Raw genomic sequence first — 23,837 nt, 5'->3', positions numbered from 1 at the left:
GTGGATCCCGGTGTCATGTCCCCGTCCCCGTCCCCGTACCGATGATTTCCGCGCGGCGCACCGGTCTCTCCTGCGACGGCGATCCCCGCCACACAGACAAGGAGCGCGCAGACCGATGACGACCAAGGTGTACACCGGCGCCAGCATGTCCCTCGACGGCTTTATCTCCGGGCCCGAGGAGACCGGCTTCGACAAGCTGTTCGCCTGGTACGGGAACGGCGAGGTCACCGTCGAGACCGCGGACCCCGGGATGACCCTGCGCATGACCGAGGTGAGCGCCACCCACTGGCGGCGGCTCGTCAAAGAGACGGGGGCGCTCGTCGTCGGCCGGAAGCTGTTCGACCTGACCGGCGGCTGGGGCGGCAACCACCCCATGGGCGTGCCCGTCGTGGTCGTCACGCACGCGGTGCCGGACGGCTGGCCCCGCGAGGGCGCCCCCTTCCACTTCGTCACCGAAGGGGTGGAGCGCGCGGTCGCACTCGCCCGCGAACTCGCCGGGGACGGCCGGCATGTAGGGGTCAACGGCGGCACCATCGCCCAGCAGTGCCTCGACGCGGGGCTGCTCGACGAGGTGGGAGTGGACCTGGTCCCGGTCCTGCTCGGCGGCGGAACGCCGTTCTTCACGGGCCTCGAGGGCGCCCCGTACGAACTGGAGGGTCCGCTGTCCATCGCCGAGGGCAGGGGCGTCACGCACCTGCGCTACCGCGTGCGCGCACGGAACGCGTAGGAGGGGCCCCCGGCCCCCCGGCCCCCCGGTCCCGCGGCCCCCGCGGCCCCCGCGGCCCCGCGGCAGAGGGGCGGCGACGGGGCGCGGCGGTAGCGTGGAGGCATGCGCGGGGACACGCTGACGCTGTTCCTCTGCGGCGATGTGATGCTCGGGCGCGGCGTCGACCAGATCCTCCCCCACCCCTCGGACCCCACCCTGTGGGAGGAGTACATCCGCGACGCCCGCGCCTACGTCGAGCTCGCCGAGGCGGTCAGCGGCCCGATCCCGCGGCCGGTCGACCCGGCCTGGCCGTGGGGCGACGCCCTGGCGGTGCTCGGCGACGCCGCACCGCACGCCCGCATCGTGAACCTGGAGACCAGCGTCACGCGCAGCGACGACCGCGAGCACGGCAAGGCGGTCCTCTACCGCATGAACCCCGACAACCTGCCGTGCCTCGCCGCCGCCCGACCCGACGTGTGCGTGCTCGCCAACAACCACGTGCTCGACTTCGGGCGGCGCGGCCTGGAGGAGACGCTCGACTCGCTGGCCGGTGCCGGCCTGCGGACGGCGGGCGCCGGGCGGAACGCGGCCGAGGCGCGCCGCCCCGCCGTCGTCCCCCTGCCCGGCGGCGGCCGGGTGCTGGTCTTCGCCCTCTCCATGTCCTCCAGCGGCGTCCCCTCCGCATGGGCGGCCGGCGAGGACACGCCGGGGGTCCACTACGTCGCCGAGCCCTCCGACGCCGCCGCCGCGGCGCTGGCCCACCGCGTCCGGGAGGCGAAGCGACCGGGCGACGTGGCCGTCGTCTCCGTCCACTGGGGCTCCAACTGGGGCTACGGCGTCCCGCGCGCCCAGACCCGGTTCGCCCACGCGCTGATCGACGCCGGCGTCGACCTCGTACACGGGCACTCCTCGCACCACCCGCGCCCGCTGGAGCTGTACCGGGGCCACCTGGTCCTGTACGGCTGCGGGGACTTCATCGACGACTACGAGGGCATCACCGGCTACGAGCAGTACCGCGACGACCTGCGCCTGGCCTGCTTCGCCTCGCTGGAGCCGGACACCGGCCGCCTCGCCGGCCTGCGGATGGCGGTCCTGCGCCCCCGGCGGATGCGTCTGCGGCCCGCGACGGGCGCGGACCGCGCGTGGCTGCGGGAGACCCTCGACCGGATCAGCCGCGCGTACGGGCTGCGCGTCGCGGCGGACCCACAAGGCGGCGGCCTGCGGGCCCTCCCCGCGGAGCGCGCCGAGCGCTGAGCCTGAGCGCTGGGCCTGAGCGCTGAGCGGGTACGGGGGCGAGCCGCGCACGGGCACACGTCCTAGCCGTCGCGGCCCGCGCGCCACTCCCGTACCAGTTCCTCCGCGTCAAGCGGCGCCAGCCGCAGCGGTGGGCCCGCGGGCGGGCGGCGCAGCGCCGCCTCGATCTTCTCGTTGATCTCCGCGACGATCCGCCGCACCTGCGCCTCGCTCGCCGCCCGCCCCGCGGCCTCCCGCGCGTCCTCGGCCTCCTTGCGGAGCGCGAGCGCGGGCGGCAGGACGGGGGCGATGCCCTCGCGGTGCATCTTGCCCTTGACCCACCACGTCTCGTCGTACGGCGCGGTGTCGTCCGGCAGCGGCTTGCCGAAGCCGTCGAGGTGCTCGAAGTCGCCCCGCTCCTGCGCCTCGCGGATCTGCCGGTCGACCCATGACTCGAAGCTGACGCCGGGCGGTTTCCGATCCGTCATGTCTTCGATCGTACGGACGCGTCCTGCTTCGGGGGCGAAAAAGGCAGGAGCCCCTTCCCGCGACCGCCTGGTCACGGGAAGGAGCTCCTTGGGTACTGCTAAGTCGTGCGCGATCGCCGACCCGGGCAACTAGGCCGGGGTGACGTTCTCCGCCTGCGGGCCCTTGGGGCCCTGGGTGACGTCGAAGTTCACGACCTGGTTCTCCTCGAGGGAGCGGAAACCAGAGGCGTTGATCGCGGAGTAGTGTACGAAGACATCCGGGCCGCCGCCGTCCTGGGCGATGAAGCCGAAGCCCTTTTCAGCGTTGAACCACTTGACGGTTCCGGTAGCCATAAGCCCTCCTATGGGCCAAAGGGTTGCCCTGCTCCAGAACCTGCAAAGAAGTCTGAAAACTACAAAAGCCTGCGGGTCACATGCTCCGCAGGCTCTGTACTGCAAGGGAAACCAAACTGCAACTTGCGCCGAGCCTAGCACGCGGCCACCGGGAAGCGGTAGAGGTAAAGATCACTTCACTCGGAGGTTTGAACCTTTCACGGACGCTGACGCACGGCACCCCCTGACGCCTGCCGCGCCGCGCGGGTCTAGCCTCGCGATGTGGACAATTCAACCGACTGTCACCCCGGGCAGCAGCAGCGACAGCAGCCGAACCGGCCGCGCGTCGGTCACATTCAGTTCCTGAACTGCGTGCCCCTGTACTGGGGACTCGCCCGCACCGGAACGCTTCTGGATCTCGAGCTCACGAAGGACACCCCGGAGAAGCTCAGCGAGCAGCTGGTGGACGGCGCTCTCGACATCGCCCCGATCACCCTCGTCGAGTTCCTGCGCAACGCCGACGACCTGGTCGCCTTCCCCGACCTCGCGGTCGGCTGCGACGGCCCCGTCATGTCCTGCGTGATCGTCTCGCAGCGGCCGCTGGAGGAGCTGGACGGGGCGCGCGTCGCGCTCGGCTCGACCTCCCGTACGTCCGTGCGCCTGGCGCAGCTGCTGCTCGCCGAGCGGTACGGCGTGGCGCCCGACTACTACACCTGCCCGCCGGACCTCGGCCTGATGATGCGCGAGGCGGACGCGGCCGTCCTGATCGGGGACGCGGCGCTGCGCGCCTCGCTGCAGGACGCGCCGCGACTCGGCCTTCATGTTCACGACCTGGGGCAGCTGTGGAAGGAATGGACGGGGCTGCCGTTCGTCTTCGCGGTGTGGGCCGTGCGCAAGGAATATCTGGCACGTGAGCCGGAAGTGACGCGTCGGGTCCACGAGGCGTTTCTCGCCTCGCGCGACCTGTCGTTGCAGGAGGTCGTGAAGGTGGCCGAACAGGCGGCGCGCTGGGAGACCTTCGACGCGGCGCTGCTGGAGCGGTATTTCACGACGCTCGACTTCCGTTTGGGGGCGGAACAGCTGGCGGGTGTACGCGAGTTCGCCCGCAGGACCGGGCCGACGACCGGCTTTCCCGCGGATGTGCGGGTCGAGTTGCTGCGTACGGAGTGACATTTCCGGGAAGTCAGGGAAGGGGGCCGCGGGAATTCGCGGCCCCGGAATCCACCGTCCCCGCCGAATCACCGCCCTCTACCCTGCTGTCGACGACGTAGGGGACCGAGGCGTACGGGAACGGGGGGCTCGCATGCAGCCGTTGGAAGCCGGCGAACCGGGGGCCATCGGCCCGTACCGGCTGCTCGGCAGGCTCGGGGCGGGCGGTATGGGACGGGTGTACCTCGCGCGGAGCGAGGGCGGCCGTACCGTCGCCGTGAAGGTCGTGCACCCGCACTTCGCGCTGGACGAGGAGTTCCGGGCGCGGTTCCGCCGCGAGGTGGAAGCGGCCCGGCGCGTGGGGGCGCGGTGGACCGCGCCCGTCCTCGACGCGGACCCGGAGGCGCCCGTGCCCTGGGTCGCGACGGCGTACGTGGCCGGGCCCTCGCTCGCCCGCGCGGTCACCGAGCACGGCCCGCTGCCGCCGCACACGGTACGGGCGCTGGGATCCGGACTCGCCGAGGCGCTGGAGGCCGTGCACGGGCTCGGGCTCGTCCACCGCGACGTGAAGCCGTCGAACGTCCTGCTGACCGTCGAGGGGCCGCGGCTGATCGACTTCGGCATAGCGCGGGCGACGGACGGCACCGCGTCGCTCACCTCCACCGGCGTGTCCGTCGGGTCCCCGGGCTACATGGCGCCCGAGCAGATCCTCGGCAAGGGCGTGGGCGGCGCGGCGGACGTGTTCTCGCTGGGCTCGGTGCTCGCGTACGCGGCGACCGGCGAGCCGCCGTTCTCCGGCGACTCCTCGGCGGCGCTCCTCTACAAGGTCGTCCACGAGCAGCCCGAGCTGGGCGGCGCCCTCACCGGCGAGCTGCGGGACCTGGTCGCCGCGTGCCTGGCCAAGGACCCGGCGGCCCGCCCGGCGCCCGCCGAGGTCGCCCGGCGGCTCGCCCCGGACGGGGCGGCCGCGCTGGTCGAGGGCGGCTGGCTGCCGGGCCCGCTGGTGGCGCGGCTCAGCCGGGAGGCGGTCCGGCTGCTGGACCTCGAGCCGGCGGCGGCGGACCCGGCCGGGGTGCGGTCGGGTCCGGTGCCGTTCAGCGGCCCGGCGGTCGAGCCGCCGTCGCCGGGGACGGCGGCCGGGGCCGTAGCGGTCGAGGCGTCCAGCTCGCCGTCCGGCGCCGGGGCGGGCGCCGGGGCCGTACCGGACGCGGCGTCCGGCTCGTCGTCCGGTTCCACGGGCGGTGCGGCATCCGGCTCCACGGGCGGTCCGCTGGGCGTCTTCGGGCCGCCGCTCGACCCGGCGCCGCCGACCGCGGCCCGCGGTCGCCGCCTCAGCTGCACGGTCGCCCTCACGCTCGCGGGGGCGCTCGCGGCGGTGACGGTCGGCGGCGCGTTCCTGCTGGACCTGCTGCCCGGACAGGGCGGCGACAACGGCAACGCCGCCAAGCCCCCGGCGCAGGGCTCCGCGCCCCCCGCCTCCGCGTCGGCCGTTCCGAAGGAGTTCCTCGGCACCTGGAAGGGCCCCACCCAGGAGGCCAACGGCCTGCCGCACGGCGAGCTGACGGCCGTCTTCAGCCGGGGAGGCACCGGGCAGGACGTGGTCCGGATGACGACCACCCTCTCCGTCCTCACCACGACCGTCGAGTGCCACAGCGTCGGCAGGCTCACCGCCGTCAAGCCGGGCGAACTCACCGTGGTGGACCGCACGGACCCGGCCAAGCCGGGGTCGCCGGGCCTGTGCACCGGCAGCTCCGCCACCCTGACCTTCACCCTCACCGCCGACGGCACCCTCGCCTACCGGTCCGACGAGGCGGCGGCGGGCCGGCCGACCGGCACCCTGACCAAGGCGGGCGGGTGACCCGGGCGTAGGCTGGTTCGGTCCGTACTGAAGCCGCTGAAGCACCCCTGAAGCCCTGTAAAACCGCCGAAAGGTGACATCCGGTGACCGAGAAGGCCGACCTCCAGTCCGTCCTGGACCGCGCCGCCGAGGGTGGGCGGATCACCCCCGAGGAGGCGCTCGACCTCTACCGGTCGGCCCCGCTGCATGCCCTCGGCGCGGCGGCGGACGCGGTGCGGCGGCGGCGCTACGCCGGTACGGAGCACATCGCGACGTACATCATCGAGCGCAACATCAACTACACGAACGTGTGCGTCACGGCGTGCAAGTTCTGCGCCTTCTACGCGCCGCCGAAGGACACGGCCAAGGGCTGGACCCGCGACCTCGACGACATCCTGCGGCGCTGCGCGGAGACGGTGGAGCTCGGCGGCACCCAGATCATGTTCCAGGGCGGTCACCACCCGGACTACGGCGTGGAGTACTACGAGAAGCACTTCGCGGCCATCAAGAAGGAGTTCCCGCAGCTCGTCATCCACTCCCTCGGGGCCTCCGAGGTCGAGCACATGGCGCGGATCTCCAAGGTGACGGTGGAGGAGGCCATCCAGCGCATCCACGCCGCAGGCCTCGACTCCTTCGCGGGCGCGGGCGCCGAGCTGCTGCCCGAGCGGCCGCGCAAGGCCATCGCCCCGCTGAAGGAGTCCGGCGAGCGGTGGCTGGAGATCATGGAGATCGCGCACAACCTGGGCGTGGAGTCCACCTCCACGATGCTCATGGGCACCGGCGAGACCAACGCCGAGCGCATCGAGCACCTGCGCATGATCCGTGACGTGCAGGACCGGACGGGCGGCTTCCGCGCCTTCATCCCGTACACGTACCAGCCCGAGAACAACCACCTGAAGGGCCGCACGCAGGCCACGCTCTTCGAGTACCTGCGCATGATCGCCGTCGCGCGGCTGTTCATGGACAACATCGCCCACATCCAGGGCTCCTGGCTGACCACCGGCAAGGAGATCGGCCAGCTGACCCTGCACTACGGCGCGGACGACCTCGGTTCGATCATGCTGGAGGAGAACGTCGTCTCGTCGGCGGGCGCGAAGCACCGCTCCAACCTGCGCGAGATGATCGACATGATCCGCACCGCCGACCGCGTACCGGCGCAGCGCACGACGACGTACGAGCACATCGTCGTCCACGACGATCCGGCGAACGACCCGGTCGACGACCGCGTCGCCTCGCACATCTCCTCCACGGCGATCGCGGGGGGCACGGCCCACCCCGAGCTCAAGCTGCTGAACGCCAACTGAGCCCGCCGTGCTGACCCTCCACGTCGCCGAGGCCACGCCCGAGACGGCCGTCCTGGTCGACGGGGCGTCCATCGCCGCCCTCGGCCCGTACGAGGACCTGGCCGCCGTCCGTCCCACCGCACGGGTGCGGCGGTGGCCCGGCATCCTCACGCCCGGGCTGCTCAACCCGTACGGTCCCGAGATCCTGGAGCTGACCTACCACCCGGACCCGCGCGAGGCCGACGAATTCGGCACCGCGCCGATCACCGGCGAGCGGGCGCGGGCCCTCTTCCGCGCCGACCCCTCCCGGCTGGGCGCCAGCGCCCGGCGCGGGGTGCAGCGGCTGCTGGCGCACGGCACGGTCGCCGTCGCCGGTGAACTGCGCGGCCGGGCCGCCCAGGACGCGGTCCGGCGGGCCGGGCTCGCCCTGGCGGGCCGCCCGGCGACGCTGCCCGGGCCCGTGTCGTTCTCCCCGGTGCCGCTCGTGCTGCTGCCGGGGCTCCGCGTCGGCGGGCCCGCCCGGTTCGCGGTCTTCGACGTGCCCGACCGGGCGGAGCTCGTCCGGCGCGGGGCCTCCACCTGCGTGGCCACGGTGATCGGCGGACGGCTGGTGCACCGGCGCGCGTAGCGCCGGAGGACCCCTGCTTGAATGGGGGCGTGACCCGCGCATCCCTGGACAAGCAGCCGCACGAAGTCGCCTCGATGTTCGACGACGTCGCGGCCAACTACGACCTGACGAACGACGTGCTCTCGCTGGGCCAGGACCGGCGGTGGCGCAAGGAGGTCGCCAAGGCGGTCGACGCCCGGCCCGGCCAGAAGGTCCTCGACCTCGCGGTGGGCACCGGCACCTCCTCGCTGCCGTTCGCCCGGGCCGGCGCGTACGTCGTGCCGTGCGACTTCTCGCTGGGCATGCTCCGCGAGGGCAAGCGGCGCCACCCGTGGCTGCCGCTCACGGCGGGCGACGCGACGAAGCTGCCCTTCCGGGACGAGGTCTTCGACGCGGTGACCATCTCCTTCGGGCTGCGCAACGTCCAGGACACGGACGCCGCGCTGCGCGAGCTGTACCGGGTGACCAAGCCGGGCGGACGGGTCGTCATCTGTGAGTTCTCCCACCCGACGTGGGCGCCCTTCCGGACGGTGTACGAGGAGTACCTGATGCGCGCGCTGCCGCCGGTCGCCCGCGCCGTCTCGTCCAACCCGGACGCGTACGTCTACCTCGCCGAGTCCATCCAGAGCTGGCCCGAGCAGGCCGAGCTGGCCCGGCTGCTGCAGAAGGCCGGCTGGTCGAAGGTGGCGTGGCGCAACCTGACGGGCGGCATCGTGGCCCTGCACCGGGGCACCAAGGCCTGACGCGTCAGAGTTCCAGCACGTCAGAGCTCCAGGCGGAAGCAGTAGCCCTCCTGGCCGCCGCTGTCGGGAATGGCGTACGTCTCGCCCCGCGTCATGCCGAGCCGCCGCGTCACGGCCACCGAGCGCGCGTTGCGGGTGTTCACCATGGCGACCACCCGCTCCACGCCCGCCGCGCGCAGCCGCTCCAGCGTCGCGTGGGCGGCGGCCGTCGCGTACCCCTTGCCCCAGGCGGACCGGGCCAGCCGCCAGCCGATCTCTATCTCGCCGACCGGGCCCCAGGAGTGCGGCCACGGCTGCGCGCCCGTGAAGCCGATGACCTCGTCGTCCTCGTCCAGCAGCGTCCACAGGCAGAAGCCGCGCTCGGCGTCGTGCCGGCGCTGGCGGGCGGTGAACTCGTGGTAGACGGACAGCTCGGCCGGGCCGCCCTGGAAGAACTCCATGACCTCCGGGTCGTCGAAGACCCGGTGCCAGGCGTACGCGTCCTCGTCCGTCGGCACGCGCAGCCGGACTACGGGCGGGGCGGCGGCGGGGAGCAGCTCGGTCATCGGGGTGGCCCTTCGGGTCGCTGATCGGTACGTCCCCCTAGACTGCACATGACCTGTGCCGTCCGGTACGCAATTTCGAGTATTCGGGAGAACCCGCCGTGGCCGAGCAGCAGTCCCTGTCCGAACACACAGCGGATGTGATCGTCGTCGGGGCGGGCCCGGCCGGTTCGACCACCGCCTACTACCTCGCCAAGGCGGGCCTCGACGTCCTCCTCCTGGAGAAGACCGCCTTCCCGCGCGAGAAGGTCTGCGGCGACGGCCTCACGCCCCGCGCCACCAAGCAGCTGGTCGCGATGGGCATCGACATCTCCGAAGAGGCCGGCTGGCTGCGGAACAAGGGCCTGCGCATCATCGGCGGCGGCGTGCGCCTCCAGCTCGACTGGCCGGACCTCGCCAGCTACCCGGACTACGGACTGGTGCGCAAGCGCGACGACTTCGACGAGCAGCTCGCCCGCCAGGCACAGAAGGCCGGCGCCCGTCTCTACGAGCGCTGCAACGTCGGCGCGCCGATCGTCGACGAGCGCACCGGCCGCATCACGGGCGTCCACGCCAAGCTCGGCGAGGAGAAGGCGCCCGTCACCTTCCACGCGCCGCTCGTCGTCGCCGCCGACGGCAACTCCACCCGCCTGTCGCTCGCCATGGGCCTGCACCGGCGGGAGGACCGCCCGATGGGCGTCGCCGTCCGCACGTACTTCACCTCCCCGCGCCACGAGGACGACTACCTGGAGTCCTGGCTGGAGCTGTGGGACCGGCGCGGCCCGGGCGAGGACCGGCTGCTGCCCGGCTACGGCTGGATCTTCGGCATGGGCGACGGCACCTCCAACGTCGGCCTCGGCGTCCTCAACACCTCCGACTCCTTCAAGGAGCTGGACTGGCGCGAGGTGCTGAAGGCGTGGTGCGCCTCCATGCCGGAGGACTGGGGGTACGTCCCCGAGAACATGACGGGCCCGATCCGCGGCGCCGCCCTGCCGATGGCCTTCAACCGCCAGCCGCACTACACGCGCGGTCTGCTGCTCGTCGGCGACGCGGGCGGCCTGGTCAACCCGTTCAACGGCGAGGGCATCGCGTACGCGATGGAGTCCGGCCAGATCGCCGCCGACGTCATCGTCCAGGCCCACGCCCGCGCGACCCCGGCCCAGCGGGAGCTGGCCCTGCACAACTACCCGAAGATCCTCAAGGACACGTACGGCGGCTACTACACGCTGGGCCGCGCCTTCGTGAAGCTGATCGGCAACCCGAAGGTCATGAAGATCGCCACGCAGCGCGGTCTGACGCACCCGCTGCTGATGAAGTTCACGCTGAAGATGCTCGCCAACCTCACCGACCCGACGGGCGGCGACGCGATGGACCGCATCATCAACGGCCTGTCGAAGGTGGCCCCGCGTTCATAAGCGTGAGGGCCGGTGGGTGGTTCTCCCGTGTGTGTCAGGCTGCGGCCGACTCTTCGTCCACCCGCGCTTTGTGCGTCACGCGGGCTGTTCCGACCGAAGCGGAGCGGGCGTTGTAGATGAGCGCGCTGTCGTGCACGTGGAGCGTCGGCGACTCATTCCCCAGCTTCGCCAACTCCCGCAACAGCGCGCCAGTGACCGCAGGGAGGAGCAGGAGCATGGGGATCAGGAGGGCCAGGCGCAGAAGCGCTCCCAGGAGAGGGCCGACACCGCCGACGAACTCGACCATCGAGGGCGTCGTCGCGAGCATGAGGGCCAGTGCGAGGAAACCCGTGAGAAGTTGGAAGTCACTGGTCGTGCGGTCGGCCGACTTCTCACGGAACTGGACGTCGCCTTCCTCGTTGAAGGAGTGCGGTTTCCAGTTCTTGGCATCGGTCCCGGCGGCGATGATCTCGAAGGACACCTCTTGGTCCGCTTCGAGATGGGTGATGGAACAGACCGTCTCCGACGAGGGCTCGAACTGATTACCGGCGCGCATGTGCAGCGAGGCGCCGAGCTCCTCTTCGGGGGTAGGTGAGAAGTGTTGTTCGAGGATGTGCGAGTCGCCTGGAAAGTGGAGCCGGATCTTGTGGTTCTTGATCACCTTGTTTCCGGTGTTCTTCAGTTTGAACCTGACCACACAAAGATCGCTCACAGGCTGACCGGCGTACGAGATCCCCACCTTCTGCTGGAACTCACGGTCGATGGACACGATGCTGGACTGGGTACGGGCTTCCCAGGTGATGCGCTTGACTGGTTCGCGGCGAGCATTCAGATACCAGACCAGCAGGGTGACGCACGCGGTGAGTGCTGCACCGATGAGTGCGGGTGGCGCCCAACTCGGCAGTGCCCTGGAACTCTCCACCGCGAGGTGGAAACCGTGCATGACTCATGCCCCCGTCCCGTCGTGACCTACTGAGTACGCCACTTTAACCACGCGGCCCGCTCGGCGAATTGATACGGCCATCGCGGTGACGGGCTGTGGTGCGCGGCCACGCCTGCCTGGTGCACGCGGTCCACCAGGGCCTGCTCATCGGCGTCGCCGCGCGCCCCCGCCGCGTACGAAGACGACGAAGGGCACGCCGAAGGGCCGTCGCTCCCACCCCGAGCGGGGGAGCGACGGCCCTTCGGCGTGTGGGCCCCTGGATCAGAGCAGGCGGACCGCGCCGGACGGCGGGTCGTAGTCGAGCGGGCGCTCGACGACACCGGTGCCGGGGTTCTGCGCGCCGATGAACATGCCACCGCCGGAGTAGATCGCCACGTGGTACGAGCCGCTCCGGCTGCCCCAGTAGAGGATGTCGCCGGGCTGGAGGTTGTCGAGCGAGACCGAGGTGCCCATGCTCGACTGCGCGCCGGAGACGCGCGGCAGGTCGATGCCGGCCTGGCGGTACGCGGCCTGCACGAGGCCGGAGCAGTCCCAGGAGTTGGGACCGGTGCCGCCCATGACGTACGCGTCGCCGACCTGGGCGCGGGCGAAGGCGATGATCGCCGCGGCGGAGCCGGTGGCGGGCGCGGAGACGGAACCGCCCTCGTCCGAACCGATGGCGGAGCCGGAACCCGAGGCGGAGAGCGTGGTGCGCTCGGAGGAGCGGTTGGCGCGCTCCTGGGCCTCGGCGCGGGCCCGCTCCTCGGCCTTGCGCTCGGCCTCCGCCTTGCGCTCGGCCTCCTGCTTGGCCTTCTTGGCGTCCTTGGCGGCCTTGGCCGCCGCGGCGTCCTCAGCGGCCTGGAGCTCGGTGTCGAGGGCGATCTGCTGGGTCGCCTCGGCGGAGGCGGCGACAGCGCTCGACAGACCCGCGGAGAGGTCTCCGTTGAGCGCGGGCATCTCGATGGTCTCGGTCACCGGCTCGGCCTGGGCCGGGCCGGCGGCACCGGCCACCGCGACGGTGCTGAGGACGCCACCGGCAACTCCGGCGCGCAGCGAGAGCTTCGAGGCGCTGCGGCGGGGCTTCCGGTGGCTGGGTATGTGAGCGGTGTGGGACATGAGTACAACCGCTATCAGGGCGGTGCGGTTCCCTTCAAGAAACGTGGGTTGCGCCACAGTTGCGCGTGGAATGCCCGAATCCGCTTCATCGGGGCCCTTATTGACGCCGTAACGGACAATGCGGACTGTCGTGATCAAGGCCGTGATCATGGGCTTTCCGCGAAACGCCCGAATTGCCGCGCGCCTACCACTCCGGCGCTCCGGTGGCCAAGCCCGCTATTGGCGAGCGGTGAATCCTGTGACGCAGGTCACGGAGTGATCACGGCTCGGGGCGCGGGGAGCGGCCCGAAAGATCGTGAAAACGCGCACGCGTCCACTTCGGTCCAGGCGAGCCCCTCGGGCGGGTGAGGTGAAGCTCCTTTATCACCCGGGAGAGCCCATGGCGAATTTGCCTGTAGATGCCATCTCTTGATAGGGCACACCCCTCGCGACCAGCGGTAACCCCCCTGCATGTCACGGTATGAGGTCATTCGGCCACGCCGCGTACCAAGATCACCGTTCATCCGAATTCATGATCCTTCGCCAGGTGGTGGAGATCACAAAGACGTTGTCGTACCCCGTGTCGCAGATCACAGATCGACGGGCATAGGATGCGAAGCAGTCGGGCTTGTGAACTGCCTCACATGTACGCGATCTTCGCGAGGCGGCGAGACGAATGCCCGGTGCGGTCCAACGGTCAAGGACGACTGGAAGGAGCGAGGAGCGTGAATGCCTACGCGCCCATCCTCGTGCTCGGCGCCCTCGGGGCAGGGTTTGCGATCTTCTCCGTGGTCATGGCCACGCTTATCGGCCCAAAGCGGTACAACAGGGCGAAGCTTGAGGCGTACGAGTGCGGCATCGAGCCGACGCCGACACCAGCCGGTGGCGGCCGCTTCCCCATCAAGTACTACCTGACGGCGATGCTCTTCATCGTCTTCGACATCGAGATCGTCTTCCTCTACCCCTGGGCCGTCAGCTTCGACGCACTCGGGCTGTTCGGGCTCGTGGAGATGCTGCTCTTCGTGCTCACCGTCTTCGTCGCCTACGCGTACGTATGGCGGCGCGGCGGCCTGGACTGGGACTGAGGACCAAGAGGCAAGAGGACTTAAGGGGCTGAGGGGCACCGACATGGGACTCGAAGAGAAGCTGCCGAGCGGTTTTCTGCTGACGACGGTCGAACAGGCCGCGGGCTGGGTGCGCAAGGCGTCCGTCTTCCCCGCGACCTTCGGTCTCGCCTGCTGCGCCATCGAGATGATGACGACCGGCGCCGGGCGGTACGACCTGGCGCGTTTCGGCATGGAGGTCTTCCGCGGCTCACCGCGCCAGGCCGACCTGATGATCGTGGCCGGCCGGGTGAGCCAGAAGATGGCGCCCGTCCTGCGCCAGGTCTACGACCAGATGCCCAACCCGAAGTGGGTGATCTCCATGGGGGTGTGCGCATCGTCGGGCGGAATGTTCAACAACTACGCGATTGTGCAGGGCGTTGACCACATTGTTCCCGTTGACATCTATTTGCCGGGCTGCCCGCCGCGTCCGGAGATGCTGATGGACGCGATCCTCAAGCTCCACCAGAAGATCCAGGGCTCCAAGCTCGGCGTCAACGCGCGGGAAGCGGCCCGCGAGGCGGAGGAGGCGGCGCTGAAGGCGCTGCCGACGATCGAGATGAAGGGCCTGCTGAGGTGAGCGAGTCACAGCCCAATCCGGACCAGGAACTCAGCGCGCAGAACCTCCCCGGGCAGCGGGGCCAGGGCGGTGAGGAGATCCGCGTCCAGCGCGGCATGTTCGGCGCGAACAACGGCGGCGACACCTCCGGCTACGGCGGCCTCGTCCGCTCCATCCGCCTCCCCGGCGAGGCCACCCGCCCCTACGGCGGGTACTTCGACGAGGTCGCCGACGAGCTCGAAGGTGCCCTGGAGGAACAGGGGCTCGTCCCCGAGAACGCCATCGAGAAGACGGTCGTCGACCGCGGCGAGCTCACCTTCCACATCGCCCGCGAGCACCTGGTCCGCGTCGCCCGCACCCTGCGCGACGACCCCGCCCTGCGCTTCGAGCTCTGTACGGGCGTCAGCGGCGTCCACTACCCCGGCGACAAGGGCCGCGAGCTGCACGCCGTCTACCACCTGCGCTCGCTCACCCACGGCCGGCTCATCCGGCTGGAGGTGTCGGCGCCGGACGCGGACCCGCACATCCCCTCGCTCGTCGAGGTCTACCCGACCAACGACTGGCACGAGCGCGAGGCGTACGACTTCTTCGGCCTGATCTTCGACGGCCACCCCGCCCTGACCCGGATCATGATGCCGGACGACTGGCAGGGCTTCCCGCAGCGCAAGGACTACCCCCTCGGCGGCATTCCCGTCGAGTACAAGGGCGCCCAGATCCCGGCTCCGGACCAGCGGAGGTCGTACTCGTGACCACCCCACACGCTCCCCACGCGGAAAGCCGCGAGACCACCGAGGGCACCGTCTACACGGTCACCGGCGGCGACTGGGACGAGGTCGCCGAGTCCGCGGTCAAGGCCGACGACGAGCGGATCGTCGTCAACATGGGCCCCCAGCACCCGTCCACGCACGGCGTGCTCCGGCTCATCCTGGAGCTCGACGGCGAGACCGTCACCGAAGCCCGCTGCGGCATCGGCTACCTCCACACCGGCATCGAGAAGAACCTCGAATTCCGGACCTGGACGCAGGGCACCACCTTCGTCACGCGCATGGACTACCTGACGCCGTTCTTCAACGAGGCGGCGTACTGCCTGAGCGTGGAGAAGCTGCTCGGCATCGAGGACCAGATCCCCGACCGCGCCTCCGTCATCCGCGTGCTGCTGATGGAGCTCAACCGCCTCTCCTCCCACCTGGTGTGCATCGCCACCGGCGGCATGGAGCTCGGCGCCACCACGATCATGATCTACGGCTTCCGGGACCGCGAGCTGATCCTGGACCTGTACGAGCTGATCACCGGCCTGCGCATGAACCACGCGTTCATCCGGCCCGGCGGCCTCGCCCAGGACCTGCCGCCCGGCGCCGTCGACCAGCTCCGCGAGTTCGTGAAGACGATGAAGCGGAACCTGCCGGAGTACGACAAGCTCGCCACCGGCAACCCCGTCTTCAAGGCCCGCATGCAGGACATCGGCTACCTCGACCTGGCCGGCTGCATGGCCCTCGGCGTCACCGGCCCGATCCTGCGCTCCGCCGGCCTCCCGCACGACCTGCGGAAGACCGACCCGTACTGCGGTTACGAGACGTACGAGTTCGACGTCCCGACCGCCGACACCTGCGACGCGTACGGCCGCTTCCTCATCCGGCTGGAGGAGATGCGCCAGTCGCTGCGGATCGTCGAGCAGTGCCTCGACCGGCTGGAGCCCGGCCCGGTCATGGTCGCCGACAAGAAGATCGCCTGGCCCGCGCAGCTCGCCCTCGGGCCCGACGGCCTCGGCAACTCGCTGGACCACATCAAGAAGATCATGGGCACCTCCATGGAGGCCCTGATCCACCACTTCAAGCTGGTGACCGAGGGCTTCCGGGTCCCGCCCGGACAGGCGTACACCGCGGTCGAGTCACCCAAGGGCGAGCTCGGCGCGCACGTCGTCTCCGACGGCGGCACCCGCCCCTACCGGGTCCACTTCCGCGACCCGTCGTTCACCAACCTGCAGGCCATGGCGGCGATGTGCGAGGGCGGCATGGTCGCCGACGTCATCGTCGCCGTCGCGTCCATCGACCCCGTGATGGGAGGCGTCGACCGGTGACCGCTAATCAACAGGTCGGTTTGGGGATGCCGCAGCTCCCCGCCCCGGACTACCCCGCCGAGGTGCGGGCCCGGCTGGACGCGGACGCCAAGGAGATCGTCGCCCGCTACCCCGACAGCCGCTCCGCGTTGCTGCCGCTGCTGCACCTGGTGCAGGCGGAGGAGGGCTACGTCTCGCGCACCGGCATGCGGTTCTGCGCGGAGACCCTCGGCCTGACCACCGCCGAGGTCACCGCCGTCGCCACCTTCTACACCATGTACCGGCGCAAGCCCTCCGGGGACTACCAGGTCGGGGTGTGCACCAACACCCTGTGCGCCGTCATGGGCGGCGACGCCATCTTCGACGAGCTGAAGCAGCACCTCGGCGTCGGCAACAACGAGACGACCCCGGACGGCAAGGTCACCCTCGAACACATCGAGTGCAACGCCGCCTGCGACTTCGCCCCCGTGGTGATGGTCAACTGGGAGTTCTTCGACAACCAGACGCCCGAGACCGCCAAGCGGCTCGTCGACGACCTGCGCGCCGGCCGCCCGGTCACCCCGACCCGCGGCGCGCCGCTGTGCACGTACAAGGAGACCGCCCGCATCCTGGCCGGCTTCCCGGACGAGCGCCCCGGCGCGGTCGAGGCGACGGGCGGCGCGGGCCCCGCCTCGCTCGTCGGGCTCCGGCTCGCCAAGGGCGAGGCCGCACCCGGCGCGCGCGTGGTCCACCCGCGCGGCGAGGCCCCGCAGGACGAGCCGGCGCCCGGCTCCGGGCACCTCAGCTCGCATGACGCGCCGCAGCCGACCTCGGCCTCCGACCCGCAGCACCCGTCCGGCCCGGTCACCGAGGAGGGGGAGTGATGACGTTGGCCACCGAGATGACCAGCCCCGAGAAGCTGCTGTCGCCGGTCCTGTCGGCGTTCTGGGACGATCCGCACTCCTGGATGCTGGAGACGTACAAGCGGCACGACGGCTACGAGGGGCTGCGCAAGGCCCTCGCCATGTCGCCCGACGACGTCATCGCGTACGTCAAGGACTCCGGCCTGCGCGGCCGGGGCGGCGCGGGCTTCCCCACCGGCATGAAGTGGCAGTTCATCCCGCAGGGCGACGGCAAGCCGCACTATCTTGTTGTCAACGCCGACGAATCGGAGCCCGGGACCTGCAAGGACATCCCGCTCCTCTTCGCGAACCCGCATTCCCTCATCGAGGGGATCGTGATCGCCTGCTACGCGATCCGGTCGAACCACGCCTTCGTCTACCTGCGCGGCGAGGTCGTCCCCGTCCTGCGCCGGCTGCACGAGGCCGTGCGGGAGGCGTACGCGGCGGGCTACCTCGGCACGAACATCCTCGGCAGCGGACTCGACCTCGAACTCACCGTGCACGCGGGCGCGGGCGCGTACATCTGCGGTGAGGAGACCGCGCTGCTCGACTCGCTCGAAGGCCGTCGTGGCCAGCCCCGGCTGCGTCCCCCCTTCCCCGCGGTCGCCGGTCTCTACGCGTGCCCCACTGTGGTGAACAACGTCGAGTCCATCGCGTCGGTTCCCGCGATCCTGAACCGGGGCAAGGACTGGTTCAAGTCGATGGGCAGCGACAAGTCCCCGGGCTTCACGCTGTACTCGCTCAGCGGCCACGTCGCCTCGCCGGGCCAGTACGAGGCGCCGCTCGGCATCACGCTGCGCCAGCTGCTCGACATGGGCGGCGGCATGCGCCCCGGCCACCGGCTGAAGTTCTGGACGCCCGGCGGCTCGTCCACGCCGATGTTCACCGACGAGCACCTCGACGTGCCGCTCGACTACGAGGGCGTGGGCGCCGCCGGCTCGATGCTCGGTACCAAGGCGCTGCAGTGCTTCGACGAGACGACGTGCGTGGTGCGGGCCGTGACCCGGTGGACCGAGTTCTACGCCCACGAGTCGTGCGGCAAGTGCACCCCGTGCCGCGAGGGAACGTACTGGCTGGTGCAGTTGCTCCGCGACATCGAGGCGGGCAAGGGCGCCCTGAGCGACCTCGACAAGCTCGCCGACATCGCCGACAACATCAACGGCAAGTCGTTCTGCGCCCTCGGCGACGGCGCCGCCTCGCCGATCTTCTCCTCGCTGAAGTACTTCCGCGACGAGTACGAGCAGCACATCACGGGCAGGGGCTGCCCCTTCGACCCGGCCAAGTCGACCGCCTGGGCGGACAACCACGTGGAGGTGACGGCATGACCGTCATGGCGTCCAACCCCGCCGGGGGCGGCGCGGCTGCCGTCCCGCCGGAGGACCTCGTCTCGCTGACGATCGACGGGGTCGAGATCTCCGTCCCCAAGGGGACGCTGGTGATCCGGGCCGCCGAGCAGCTCGGCATCGAGATCCCCCGGTTCTGCGACCACCCCCTCCTCGACCCGGCCGGCGCCTGCCGGCAGTGCATCGTCGAGGTCGAGGGCCAGCGCAAGCCGATGGCGTCCTGCACCATCACCTGCACGGACGGCATGGTCGTCAAGACGCAGCTGACCTCGTCGGTCGCCGAGAAGGCGCAGGTGGGTGTGATGGAGCTGCTGCTCATCAACCACCCGCTGGACTGCCCGGTCTGCGACAAGGGCGGCGAGTGCCCGCTGCAGAACCAGGCCATGTCGCACGGCCAGGCCGACTCCCGCTTCGAGGGGCAGAAGCGGACGTACGCCAAGCCGGTGCCGATCTCCACGCAGGTGCTGCTCGACCGCGAGCGGTGCGTGCTGTGCGCGCGCTGCACCCGCTTCTCCAACCAGGTCGCGGGCGACCCGATGATCGAGCTGATCGAGCGCGGCGCGCTCCAGCAGGTCGGCACCGGGGAGGGCGACCCGTTCGAGTCGTACTTCTCCGGCAACACCATCCAGATCTGCCCGGTCGGCGCGCTGACCTCGGCGGCGTACCGGTTCCGCTCCCGCCCCTTCGACCTGGTCTCCAGCCCGTCGGTCTGCGAGCACTGCGCGGGCGGCTGCGCCACGCGCACCGACCACCGGCGCGGCAAGGTCATGCGGCGGCTCGCCGCGAACGACCCGGAGGTCAACGAGGAGTGGCTGTGCGACAAGGGGCGGTTCGCCTTCCGGTACGCGCAGCAGCGCGACCGGCTGACGACGCCGCTGGTACGCAGCTCCGAGACGGGTCGGCTGGAGCCCGCTTCCTGGCCGGAGGCCCTGGAGGCGGCCGCGCGCGGGCTCGTCCGGGGGCGCACCGGTGTCCTGGCGGGCGGCCGGCTGACGGTCGAGGACGCGTACGCGTACGCCAAGTTCGCGCGCGTCGCCCTCGACACCAACGACGTCGACTTCCGGGCGCGGGTCCACAGCAGTGAGGAGGCCGACTTCCTTGCCGCACGCGTCGCCGGACGCGGCAAGGACCTGGACGGGCACGGGATCACGTACACCTCGCTGGAGAAGGCCCCGGCGGTGCTGCTGGCCGGGCTGGAGGCGGAGGAGGAGGCTCCGGGCGTCTTCCTGCGGCTGCGCAAGGCCTGGCGCAAGCGCGGCCAGCGGACCTTCGCCCTCGCTTCGCACGCGACCCGGGGCCTGGAGAAGGCGGGCGGCACGCTGCTGCCGGCCGCGCCCGGGACCGAGACCGAGTGGCTCGACGCGCTGGCCCTGGGCACGGGGCTGGACGCGGACGGGACCGCCGCCGCCGAGGCGCTGCGGCAGCCCGGCGCGGTGCTCGTCGTCGGCGAGCGGCTGGCCGCGGTGCCGGGCGCGCTGACCGCCGCCGTACGGGCCGCGACGGCGACCGGGGCGGAGCTGGTGTGGATCCCGCGCCGGGCGGGGGAGCGCGGCGCCCTGTGGGCGGGTGCGCTTCCCTCGCTGCTGCCGGGCGGGCGCCCCGCCACCGACCCGCGCGCGCGGGAGGAGGTCGCCACCGCCTGGGGCGTACGGGAACTGCCGCACCGCTACGGGCGCGACACCGGCCAGATCGTGGAGGCCGCCGCCACCGGCGAGCTGGGTGCCCTGCTCGTCGGGGGTGTCGAGGTCGCGGACCTGCCGGACCCGGCACGCGCGCGGGAGGCGCTCGACGCGGCGTTCGTCGTGTCGCTGGAGCTGCGGCCGAGCGAGGTCACGGAGCGGGCGGACGTCGTCCTCCCGGTGGCCGCGGTCGCCGAGAAGTCCGGCACCTTCCTCAACTGGGAGGGCCGGGTGCGGATGTTCGAGGCCGCGCTGAAGCCGGAGCACATGACGCGCGCGCTGGCCCCGGCCGACGCCCGCGTGCTGCACATGCTGGCCGACACCATGGACGTGCACTTCGCGCTGCCGGACGTGAAGGCGGTACGCCGCGAACTGGACCGGCTCGGCGCCTGGGACGGCACGCGCGCCTCCGACCCGGTGGCGTCCGGCCGCCCGCTGCCCCTCGCGGGCGCGGGCGAGGCCGTGGTGGCGGGTCACCGGATGCTGCTGGACCTCGGCGTCCTCCAGCAGGGCGACGAGGCCCTGGCGGGTACGCGCCACGCCTCCCTCGCCCGCCTCTCGGCGGCCACGGCGGCGGAGACCGGCGTCAAGGACGGCGACCTGCTGGCGGTGACGGGCCCCTCCGGCTCGCTCGAACTGCCCCTGCGGGTGACGTCGATGCCCGACCGCGTGGTCTGGCTCCCGCTCAACTCGACCCCCGGCGGCGCCCTGTCGGCCCTGGGCGCCGGCCCGGGTGACCTGGTCCGCATCGGCGCCGCGACCCCGATCTCCGCGGAGCGCACGGAGGTGGAGGCATGATCCCGTACACGCTGGCGGCGGAAGACCTGTCCATGTTCGGCCGCGACCCCTGGTGGCTGGTCGTCATCAAGGCGGTCTTCTGCTTCGCCTTCCTGATGATCACCGTGCTCTTCTCCATCGTGTGGGAGCGCAAGGTCGTCGCCTGGATGCAGCTGCGCATCGGGCCGAACCGCCACGGCCCCTGGGGCCTCCTCCAGTCCCTCGCGGACGGCGTCAAGCTGATGCTGAAGGAGGACGTGATCGTCAAGCGGGCCGACAAGGTCGTGTACGTGCTCGCGCCGATCGTCGCCGCCATCCCGGCGTTCATGGCGATCGCCGTGATCCCCTTCGGCCCCTCCGGCAACGAGATCTCGATCTTCGGTCAGCGCACCACGATGCAGCTGACCGACCTGCCGATCGCGATGCTCTACATCCTCGCCGTCGCCTCCGTCGGCATTTACGGCATCGTGCTCGCCGGATGGTCCTCGGGCTCGACGTACCCGCTCCTCGGCGGGCTGCGCTCCTGCGCGCAGATGATCAGCTACGAGATCGCGATGGGCGCCGCCTTCGCGTCCGTCTTCCTCTACTCGGGGTCGATGTCGACCTCGGCGATCGTCGAGGCGCAGGCGGACCGCTGGTACATCGTCCTGCTGCCGGTCTCCTTCCTCATCTACATCGTGACGATGGTCGGGGAGACCAACCGCGCCCCGTTCGACATGCCGGAGTCCGAGGGCGACCTGGTCGGCGGCTTCAACACCGAGTACAGCTCCATCAAGTTCGCGATGTTCATGCTCGCCGAGTACGTGAACATGGTGACGGTCTCGGCGGTGTCCGTGACGCTCTTCCTGGGCGGCTGGCGGGCCCCGTGGCCGATCTCCACCTTCTGGGAGGGCGCGAACCACGGCTGGTGGCCGATGCTCTGGTTCGTCGTCAAGGTGCAGCTGCTGCTGTTCTTCTTCATCTGGCTGCGCGGCACGCTGCCGCGCGTCCGCTACGACCAGCTGATGAAGCTCGGCTGGAAGGTCCTCATCCCCGTCTCGGTCGTCTGGCTGATGCTCGTCGCGACCGTGCGCGCGCTGCGCAACGAGAACTACGAGTTCCAGCAGATCGTGCTGTACGTGGCGGGCGCGGTGATCGCGGTGCTGCTGATCTCCTTCGTGGCCGACGTCTTCCGCGACAAGAAGGCGAAGGGGGCGGAGCGGACCGCCGAGCCGCCCGCCGAGTTCGACCCGATGGCCGGCGGTTTCCCCGTACCGCCGCTGCCCGGGCAGACCCTGCCGCCGGTGCCGCGCCGACGGCCCCGGGGTGACCGGGCGCTGATTGTCAGTGGTGGGCCCGACACTACAAGTGACGGAAAGGAGGCCGACGGTGTCTGACAGTAACTTCCAGAATCCGGTCGCCGGCTTCGGCGTGACCTTCAAGGCCATGTTCAAGAAGCGGCTGACCGAGCAGTACCCGGAGCAGAAGAAGACGACAGCGCCGCGCTTCCACGGCCGGCACCAGCTCAACCGCCACCCGGACGGCCTGGAGAAGTGCGTCGGCTGCGAGCTGTGCGCCTGGGCCTGCCCGGCGGACGCCATCTACGTCGAGGGCGCGGACAACACCGACGAGGAGCGCTACTCCCCGGGCGAGCGCTACGGCCGCGTCTACCAGATCAACTACGCCCGCTGCATCCTGTGCGGCCTATGCATCGAGGCGTGCCCGACCCGGGCGCTGACGATGACGAACGAGTTCGAGCTGGCCGACTCCACCCGGGCGGACCTCATCTTCACCAAGGAGCAGCTGCTCGCGGGCCTGGAGGAGGGCATGGTGGACAGCCCCCACGCCATCCACCCCGGCATGACGGAGCAGGACTACTACCGGGGCCTGGTGACGGAGGCCGCGCCGGGCACGGTCCAGCAGGCCGCCGTCAGCAAGGGCGAGAAGCCGCAGGACGCGGAGTCCGACTTCGGCGAGGAAGAGCCCGCCTCGAAGAAGGTGATCGGGGCATGAACACCCTTGCCGCGTCTACGACGTCCACGGGCGAGGCCGTCCAGTTCTGGGTGCTCGGCATCGTCGCCGTCATCGGCGCGTTGTGCACCGTCCTGATGAAGAGGGCCGTGCACAGCGCGCTCTGCCTCGCCGGAACCATGATCATCCTGGCGGTCTTCTATCTCGCCAACGGCGCGTACTTCCTGGGCGTCGTCCAGATCATCGTCTACACCGGCGCGATCATGATGCTGTTCCTCTTCGTCGTCATGCTGGTCGGCGTCACCGCCGCCGACTCGCTCAAGGAGACGATCAAGGGCCAGCGCTGGTTGGCCGCCGGCTGCGGGCTGGGCTTCGGCATCCTGCTCATCGCCGGTATCGGCAGCGCCTCGCTGAAGACCTTCGACGGCCTCGCCACGGCGAACGCCGGCGGCAATGTGGAGGGCCTCGCCGCGCTGATCTTCAGCAAGTACGTCTTCGCCTTCGAGATCACCGGCGCGCTGCTCATCACGGCCACGGTCGGCGCGATGGTGCTGACGCACCGGGAGCGCACCGAGCCCGCCCGTACCCAGCGGGAGCTGGCCGAGCAGCGCGTACGCGAGGGCAAGCAGCTGCCGCCGCTGCCGGCGCCCGGTGTCTACGCCCGGCACAACGCCGTGGACATCCCCGGTCTGCTGCCCGACGGCACGCCGTCGGAGCTCACCGTCAGCCCGACCCTGCGGGCCCGCGGCCAGATCCGCGACGTCTCGCGCGAGGCCCTGGAGGACCTCAAGGCGCTGGAGCAGCGCGCCGAGGAGCGTCTGGGGCGGGGGCCGTCGGAGCCGCAGGCGTCCCGGCCCCAGGACCGCGAGCCTGACCGTGAGGAGGAGAAGGCGCAGTGAATCCGGTCAACTACCTGTACCTGGCCGCCCTGTTGTTCACCATCGGCGCGGCCGGGGTGCTGATCCGGCGGAACGCGATCGTCGTCTTCATGTGCGTGGAGCTGATGCTCAACGCCTGCAACCTCGCGCTCGTCGCCTTCTCCCGGATGCACGGCAACCTCGACGGCCAGATCATCGCCTTCTTCACGATGGTCGTCGCCGCCGCGGAGGTCGTGGTCGGCCTCGCGATCATCGTGTCGCTGTTCCGTTCCCGCCACTCGGCCTCGGTCGACGACGCCAGCCTGATGAAGCTGTGAGGGG

Annotated in this window: 24 protein-coding genes; 19 read left to right on the top strand and 5 right to left on the bottom strand. The window is 70.9% G+C overall.

Annotation, left to right across the window (positions count from 1 at the left end; all coding sequences use genetic code 11):
* The first annotated feature begins 115 nt into the window (after positions 1-115).
* Together AC07FJ_RS32970 and AC07FJ_RS32965 are read left to right on the top strand one after the other, a co-directional pair.
* The gene (locus tag AC07FJ_RS32970) at positions 116-727 is read left to right on the top strand and encodes a dihydrofolate reductase family protein (RefSeq protein ID WP_479052856.1); all 612 of its coding nucleotides are present in this window, start codon (positions 116-118) and stop codon (positions 725-727) included.
* Between the two features lie 102 nt (positions 728-829).
* Positions 830-1,960, top strand: coding sequence for a CapA family protein (locus tag AC07FJ_RS32965; protein WP_479052855.1), 1,131 nt, complete (start codon positions 830-832; stop codon positions 1,958-1,960).
* Positions 1,961-2,022: 62 nt separating this feature from the next.
* Here the strand turns inward: AC07FJ_RS32965 and AC07FJ_RS32960 are convergent, their stop codons facing one another.
* Together AC07FJ_RS32960 and AC07FJ_RS32955 are read right to left on the bottom strand one after the other, a co-directional pair.
* Positions 2,023-2,427 carry a DnaJ family domain-containing protein gene (locus tag AC07FJ_RS32960; protein ID WP_361428272.1) on the bottom strand — a complete coding sequence of 135 codons (405 nt, stop codon included), beginning with the start codon at positions 2,425-2,427 and terminating at the stop codon, positions 2,023-2,025.
* Positions 2,428-2,556: 129 nt separating this feature from the next.
* Complete coding sequence (locus AC07FJ_RS32955; RefSeq protein ID WP_003967102.1) at positions 2,557-2,760, bottom strand: cold-shock protein; 204 nt, start codon at positions 2,758-2,760, stop codon at positions 2,557-2,559.
* A 261-nt stretch (positions 2,761-3,021) separates the two neighbouring features.
* Here AC07FJ_RS32955 and AC07FJ_RS32950 point away from each other — a divergent pair, with 261 nt between their 5' ends.
* The 5 genes from AC07FJ_RS32950 (at position 3,022) to AC07FJ_RS32930 (ending at position 8,358) form a co-directional block, all read left to right on the top strand.
* Positions 3,022-3,909 (top strand): menaquinone biosynthetic enzyme MqnA/MqnD family protein, encoded by an 888-nt coding sequence (locus tag AC07FJ_RS32950; RefSeq protein ID WP_479052854.1) that lies wholly within the window; start codon positions 3,022-3,024, stop codon positions 3,907-3,909.
* 133 nt (positions 3,910-4,042) lie between these two features.
* A complete protein-coding gene (locus AC07FJ_RS32945) occupies positions 4,043-5,746 on the top strand; it encodes a serine/threonine-protein kinase (RefSeq protein ID WP_479052853.1) in 1,704 nt (567 codons plus the stop codon).
* An 83-nt stretch (positions 5,747-5,829) separates the two neighbouring features.
* Entirely contained in the window at positions 5,830-7,029 is a 1,200-nt protein-coding gene (gene mqnC / locus AC07FJ_RS32940) for a cyclic dehypoxanthinyl futalosine synthase (protein WP_479052852.1), read from the top strand.
* A gap of 7 nt (positions 7,030-7,036) precedes the next feature.
* Positions 7,037-7,636, top strand: a complete 600-nt coding sequence (locus AC07FJ_RS32935) for a hypothetical protein (protein ID WP_479052851.1) — start codon at positions 7,037-7,039, stop codon at positions 7,634-7,636.
* 29 nt (positions 7,637-7,665) lie between these two features.
* Complete coding sequence (locus AC07FJ_RS32930; RefSeq protein ID WP_479052850.1) at positions 7,666-8,358, top strand: demethylmenaquinone methyltransferase; 693 nt, start codon at positions 7,666-7,668, stop codon at positions 8,356-8,358.
* A gap of 20 nt (positions 8,359-8,378) precedes the next feature.
* Here AC07FJ_RS32930 and AC07FJ_RS32925 read toward each other — a convergent pair whose 3' ends face one another.
* Positions 8,379-8,903, bottom strand: coding sequence for a GNAT family N-acetyltransferase (locus AC07FJ_RS32925; RefSeq protein ID WP_361428284.1), 525 nt, complete (start codon positions 8,901-8,903; stop codon positions 8,379-8,381).
* 98 nt (positions 8,904-9,001) lie between these two features.
* On the opposite strand from AC07FJ_RS32925, the gene AC07FJ_RS32920 reads away from it, so the two are divergent.
* The gene (locus AC07FJ_RS32920; RefSeq protein ID WP_479052849.1) at positions 9,002-10,294 is read left to right on the top strand and encodes a geranylgeranyl reductase family protein; all 1,293 of its coding nucleotides are present in this window, start codon (positions 9,002-9,004) and stop codon (positions 10,292-10,294) included.
* A gap of 34 nt (positions 10,295-10,328) precedes the next feature.
* On the opposite strand, the gene AC07FJ_RS32915 is transcribed toward AC07FJ_RS32920, so the two are convergent.
* Positions 10,329-11,216 (bottom strand): hypothetical protein, encoded by an 888-nt coding sequence (locus AC07FJ_RS32915; protein WP_479052848.1) that lies wholly within the window; start codon positions 11,214-11,216, stop codon positions 10,329-10,331.
* A gap of 261 nt (positions 11,217-11,477) precedes the next feature.
* Positions 11,478-12,311 carry a C40 family peptidase gene (locus AC07FJ_RS32910; RefSeq protein WP_361428298.1) on the bottom strand — a complete coding sequence of 278 codons (834 nt, stop codon included), beginning with the start codon at positions 12,309-12,311 and terminating at the stop codon, positions 11,478-11,480.
* A gap of 704 nt (positions 12,312-13,015) precedes the next feature.
* Here AC07FJ_RS32910 and AC07FJ_RS32905 point away from each other — a divergent pair.
* Genes AC07FJ_RS32905 through nuoK form a run of 11 tightly spaced genes read left to right on the top strand, consistent with a single transcriptional unit; the run spans position 13,016 to position 23,833 of the window.
* On the top strand, positions 13,016-13,375 hold the full coding sequence (locus AC07FJ_RS32905) for an NADH-quinone oxidoreductase subunit A (protein ID WP_031077122.1): 360 nt from the start codon (positions 13,016-13,018) through the stop codon (positions 13,373-13,375).
* A 43-nt stretch (positions 13,376-13,418) separates the two neighbouring features.
* Positions 13,419-13,973 carry a NuoB/complex I 20 kDa subunit family protein gene (locus tag AC07FJ_RS32900; RefSeq protein ID WP_064070020.1) on the top strand — a complete coding sequence of 185 codons (555 nt, stop codon included), beginning with the start codon at positions 13,419-13,421 and terminating at the stop codon, positions 13,971-13,973.
* Complete coding sequence (locus AC07FJ_RS32895) at positions 13,970-14,701, top strand: NADH-quinone oxidoreductase subunit C (protein ID WP_361428301.1); 732 nt, start codon at positions 13,970-13,972, stop codon at positions 14,699-14,701. Before AC07FJ_RS32900 ends, AC07FJ_RS32895 begins: the two co-directional genes overlap by 4 nt.
* A complete protein-coding gene (locus AC07FJ_RS32890) occupies positions 14,698-16,029 on the top strand; it encodes an NADH-quinone oxidoreductase subunit D (RefSeq protein ID WP_468297234.1) in 1,332 nt (443 codons plus the stop codon). The genes AC07FJ_RS32895 and AC07FJ_RS32890 overlap by 4 nt, the downstream gene beginning before the upstream one ends.
* 26 nt (positions 16,030-16,055) lie before the next feature.
* Positions 16,056-16,871: an NADH-quinone oxidoreductase subunit NuoE gene (gene nuoE, locus AC07FJ_RS32885; RefSeq protein WP_479052847.1), complete on the top strand. Its 816-nt coding sequence runs from the start codon at positions 16,056-16,058 to the stop codon at positions 16,869-16,871.
* Positions 16,871-18,214, top strand: a complete 1,344-nt coding sequence (nuoF, locus tag AC07FJ_RS32880) for an NADH-quinone oxidoreductase subunit NuoF (RefSeq protein WP_479052846.1) — start codon at positions 16,871-16,873, stop codon at positions 18,212-18,214. Before nuoE ends, nuoF begins: the two co-directional genes overlap by 1 nt.
* Positions 18,211-20,709 carry an NADH-quinone oxidoreductase subunit G gene (locus AC07FJ_RS32875; RefSeq protein ID WP_479052845.1) on the top strand — a complete coding sequence of 833 codons (2,499 nt, stop codon included), beginning with the start codon at positions 18,211-18,213 and terminating at the stop codon, positions 20,707-20,709. The genes nuoF and AC07FJ_RS32875 overlap by 4 nt, the downstream gene beginning before the upstream one ends.
* Positions 20,706-22,064 carry an NADH-quinone oxidoreductase subunit NuoH gene (gene nuoH, locus AC07FJ_RS32870; protein WP_479052844.1) on the top strand — a complete coding sequence of 453 codons (1,359 nt, stop codon included), beginning with the start codon at positions 20,706-20,708 and terminating at the stop codon, positions 22,062-22,064. The genes AC07FJ_RS32875 and nuoH overlap by 4 nt, the downstream gene beginning before the upstream one ends.
* A complete protein-coding gene (nuoI, locus tag AC07FJ_RS32865) occupies positions 22,057-22,680 on the top strand; it encodes an NADH-quinone oxidoreductase subunit NuoI (protein WP_479052843.1) in 624 nt (207 codons plus the stop codon). Before nuoH ends, nuoI begins: the two co-directional genes overlap by 8 nt.
* On the top strand, positions 22,677-23,537 hold the full coding sequence (locus tag AC07FJ_RS32860) for an NADH-quinone oxidoreductase subunit J (RefSeq protein ID WP_479052842.1): 861 nt from the start codon (positions 22,677-22,679) through the stop codon (positions 23,535-23,537). The genes nuoI and AC07FJ_RS32860 overlap by 4 nt, the downstream gene beginning before the upstream one ends.
* Positions 23,534-23,833 carry an NADH-quinone oxidoreductase subunit NuoK gene (gene nuoK / locus AC07FJ_RS32855; protein WP_064070011.1) on the top strand — a complete coding sequence of 100 codons (300 nt, stop codon included), beginning with the start codon at positions 23,534-23,536 and terminating at the stop codon, positions 23,831-23,833. Before AC07FJ_RS32860 ends, nuoK begins: the two co-directional genes overlap by 4 nt.
* The last annotated feature ends 4 nt before the right edge of the window (positions 23,834-23,837 follow it).

The organism is Streptomyces sp. NPDC045998, from assembly GCF_056430285.1.
The sequence above is the reverse complement of the archived record's forward strand: the minus strand, read 5'-3'. Positions and strand labels throughout refer to the sequence as shown.